The organism is Lutibacter sp. (genome assembly GCF_041562875.1).
Taxonomy (GTDB): domain Bacteria; phylum Bacteroidota; class Bacteroidia; order Flavobacteriales; family Flavobacteriaceae; genus Lutibacter.
This window is the reverse complement of sequence record NZ_JBFFOE010000157.1, coordinates 1-4034: the sequence shown is the minus strand read 5'-3', so window position 1 is coordinate 4034 and position 4034 is coordinate 1. Positions and strand designations below refer to the sequence as shown.

Genomic DNA, 4034 nt, shown 5'->3' with positions numbered 1-4034 from the left:
TTACATAATTCTTCTATAGTATATTCATAGAATTTTGAAGCAGCATTATTTGCTCCAATAATTTTGCCACTCTCTGGTTCAATTAACAACATTATAGATGCGTGATTATTGAACATATTTTTAAAACGCTCTTCACTTTCTTTAATATCTTTTGTTAATTCTTTAGCTATTATTTTAGCTCTGGATAATGTACTAAATATAGACAACGCTAAAAAAAACAACAATAAACTTATTATAACTCCACCAATAAAAACAATAAGCACTCTACCTTGAAAAGGTACCACTTGTTGTTCGGGTTGTGTAAAAACCAATATCCATTTTTTACCATTAAATTCAAGTGGTAACGAAACAAAACGAGATTTAGAATCCTTATGAGATAACGAATCTTTTTTTTGACTGTCATATAATAAAGAATTCTCAGACACGCTTTCATCATATATCTCCAATTGAATTTTATTATTTTGAAATAAATCCCTACGTCCTAAAATACCTTCCATTAAATCATCCATTCTATATACGCTAGATACCCACCCTTTAACGGCTACTTTGCGCTGACCAATATTATTTATTGGCATTCCATTTTTATAAACAGGCATATACATTATAGTACCTGCTTGTACATTTTCAGCTGTTTCTTGTACTAAAAGCAATTTCCCTGTAAGTATTGCAGTATTAGAATCTCGTGCTAACTCCATTGCTTTTCTACGTACTGGCTCTGAAAATACATCATAACCAAAAGCACGTTTATTTCGCTCTGTAAAAGGTTCTATATAAATAATTGAAGTATATAATTCTCTATCACCTGTAGGGTAAACTGTATAATTTGGGAATCCTTCGCTTTGTATTTGCGCTATGTTTTTTTTTAATTGTTCTTTTGGTATTATCAATGAAAATCCAACCCCTTGTATACCAAGTAAATTTTTATTAATATATGATTTTTTGTTATACTTTTCCCATTGTTCTCGAGTAATGGTGTCTACAGTTTCAATAAAAGCTGCACCATTCCTTAAAACCATGGCGTATGCACCAAGACGTAATTCTACCTTTGTTTTAATATCATTACAAATCTCATTATATTCAAGTTTATTTCGTGTTTCAATATTGAAATAAGTATACCAAGTATACATAAGTGTTAAAATAATTCCAACAACCAAAATTAAAAATGCTTTCAAAACATTTTTTGATGAAGTTATTTTTAATAAATTTTGAAGATTAGCCATCATAGCATTATAATAAACCTCTAATTTAAGTAATTTATTACCATTCATTGCTAAAAACGAGTATTTTATCCGTTTTTAGCTACAAAAATCTTTCAACCAGCTTAAAACATTTTTAAATTATTAAAAAATCAAGAGTACATTTATTTTTTTTATTAAATTCGTTTAATTACTAACGTTTAAAAAAGTAATAAAATACTCTTTTTTTTTAAAAAATGGATTTAAACTCTAAAGATATTCAATTACAATATGAAGGTTTTTTAAACACACCCTTATTATGGGAATCTGACACTATTTTTGAATTACAACAACTAGAACTTACTAAAGAAAAATCATCAAAGTTCAATAGTTGTATTGCTAAAAATTTGCGTTTAGGAAAACGTGTAGAGCGGTTTATAAGTCACGAATTACAACAGTACACTTCCATTAAAATTTTAGCTGAAAACATTCAAATCCAAAATGGAAAAACAACTGTTGGGGAAATTGATTTTATAATTCAACAAAACAATACCCCAATACATTTAGAAGTCATGTTTAAATTTTATTTGTACGATGAGACTGTTGGAGAAACTGAATTAGAACATTGGATTGGTCCAAACAGAAAAGATAGTTTAGTTGCAAAACTTACAAAACTGAAAGAAAAACAGTTTCCTTTAATTTACAAAGAGCAAACATTGCCATTTTTAAAAAGTATAAATATTAACGTAAAAGATATTCAACAACAAGTTTATTTTAAAGCACAACTCTTTGTTCCTTTCCAACTTAGAAACAATTCTTTTAAATTAATTAATAATAATTGTATAAAAGGATTTTATATTTCGTTTAATGAATTATCAAAATTTGACAACTGTAAGTTTTATATTCCTTCAAAAATAAATTGGCTGCAAGAAACACAAACTCAAATTAACTGGAAAACTTATACACAGATATTACCTAAAATTGAAACCGAAATTAAAAACAAAACTTCACCCTTATGCTGGTTAAAACAGCCCAATGGTGAAGTTTATAAAATTTTTATTGTTTGGTGGGAATAAACCTATTTTGGCCAAACAATGGTATCATCATCTAAAAAGAAAGGCGACCATTGAATTTCATCTAAAACACCATCGTTTATCCAAAAATTAATAGATTTGTCATCAATTTCAATTACTTTTTGATCTTGCCCATCATATTCTGAAGAATCTTCAAGGTTTAATTTTCCTAAATTAATTGCTTCTAATTTTCTTAAAAGTTCTTTTTCTCCTAAACCAATTAATGAAACACCTTCCAACTCATAAAAATCTGAATTCACAGAAATCATAATTAATTTCCAACCTTCCTCTTCATCAAAACTAATTGACAACTCTAATTCATCATATTCCCATGACTCCGTTAAATCTTCATCTGAATCAGAATGAGAATATTCATCAATAAATGAAGGTTCACCAAGCATCAATTTAACTTCTGCTTTAGTCATTCCAAATTTTAAATTGCCCAGTCCAAAACCTGGTTTTATTTCTTTTAATGCTTTTTTCATAATTTTATATGGATTCATTTTCCTAGCAAATATAATTGATTATTACTAAATCGAACTCGCTGGCTGCAATTATTAAAAATCTTAATTTAAAGTTTCTTTATATTCTTAGACATTCAATTTTACCCAATTTAGCAATTTCGATTATACTTTTCTATCCCCCAGTTTTATTCTGTGTATGCGCCTGAAGAATAAGTTAATTCATAACTATGCGTATAGATTTCAAATACAATCCCGAATGGGTCTTCAACATAACACATTTTATATGGCTTATCTTTTGGATAATATTCTCTTATTTGCATTCTTTGTTTACCTCCGTAGGCCACAATTTTTTCAATTAAATCTTCAATATTTGGGTCTTGAACACAAAAGTGAAATAAGCCCGTATTAAAAGGATTAAATTCAGGAGCTTTTTTTATTCCATTAGGAAAGGAGAATAATTCAATTCCAATTCCGTCTGAAGTTGAGAGATGTGCAATTTCAAATGATTCCCAATCTTCTCCAAAAACATCAATGCACATTTGTCCAATAGCTGTTTCTCTTTCTTTTTTAACTTTAGAGGGTTCCATAATTATATACCATCCCATAACTTCAGAATAGAATTCTACTGCTTCCTTTATATTTGGAACTGTAATACCAATATGTGAAAAGGATTTTGGATAATTTTTATTAGTTGTCATATATTATAATTTAGATTGCAAAATTAAGTTATATTTGCCTAATCAGCAATAACTTACTAAAAAGTAGTATAGTTACCTAAAAGAGTAAAATAAAGATTATCAGTAACTTAAAATTTATATTTTGAATAAAAAAGTTAATTGTCCTTTAAATTATACCATGAATTTAATTGGTACTAAATGGAAACCTCTAATTTTATTTCATTTATTAGACGGTGCTTTACGATCTGGGATATTACAGAAAAAGATTCCAGAAATTTCTAATAAAATGTTTACACAAACAGTGAGAGAATTAGAGAAAGACGGCCTTATTACCAGAAAAGTTTTTCCAGTTGTTCCCCCAAAAGTTGAATATAAATTAAGTGATAGAGGGCAATCTCTTGAAGGTATTTTAAGAAGTTTAGATAAATGGGGTTCTGAAGATTCTAATAATCAATAAAATAAACTCGGCTTCAAAATTGTAGGTAACGGGGTTAAATCAATTGTAAAAATTAACTTTTACCAAGTTTCCTTAAAGCTACCCATTGCCTAAACATATCTCTAGAATCGGTTGCCGGATAACCCACTACCGTTTTGCCAGCTGCAACATCGCTCATTACACCAGAACCTCCACCAACAACAGCACCA

At 28.5% G+C, this 4034-nt stretch carries 5 protein-coding genes and 1 pseudogene; 2 read left to right on the top strand and 4 right to left on the bottom strand.

What is annotated here, in order from left to right:
- Positions 1 to 1268: CHASE domain-containing protein (locus ABY863_RS13095; RefSeq protein WP_372795550.1), on the bottom strand; the 1268-nt coding region annotated here is incomplete at its 3' end.
- Between the two features lie 164 nt (positions 1269 to 1432).
- Here ABY863_RS13095 and ABY863_RS13090 point away from each other — a divergent pair.
- Entirely contained in the window at positions 1433 to 2251 is an 819-nt protein-coding gene (locus ABY863_RS13090; protein WP_372795548.1) for a DUF1853 family protein, read from the top strand.
- 2 nt (positions 2252 to 2253) lie between these two features.
- Here ABY863_RS13090 and ABY863_RS13085 read toward each other — a convergent pair whose 3' ends face one another.
- Complete coding sequence (locus ABY863_RS13085; protein WP_372795546.1) at positions 2254 to 2733, bottom strand: hypothetical protein; 480 nt, start codon at positions 2731 to 2733, stop codon at positions 2254 to 2256.
- A 164-nt stretch (positions 2734 to 2897) separates the two neighbouring features.
- Positions 2898 to 3410, bottom strand: a complete 513-nt coding sequence (locus ABY863_RS13080; RefSeq protein ID WP_372795544.1) for a lactoylglutathione lyase family protein — start codon at positions 3408 to 3410, stop codon at positions 2898 to 2900.
- A gap of 157 nt (positions 3411 to 3567) precedes the next feature.
- Here ABY863_RS13080 and ABY863_RS13075 point away from each other — a divergent pair, with 157 nt between their 5' ends.
- Positions 3568 to 3846: a winged helix-turn-helix transcriptional regulator gene (locus ABY863_RS13075; protein ID WP_372795552.1), complete on the top strand. Its 279-nt coding sequence runs from the start codon at positions 3568 to 3570 to the stop codon at positions 3844 to 3846.
- A 52-nt stretch (positions 3847 to 3898) separates the two neighbouring features.
- Here ABY863_RS13075 and ABY863_RS13070 read toward each other — a convergent pair.
- Positions 3899 to 4034, bottom strand: a pseudogene (locus tag ABY863_RS13070) (UDP-3-O-(3-hydroxymyristoyl)glucosamine N-acyltransferase); the annotation flags it as partial.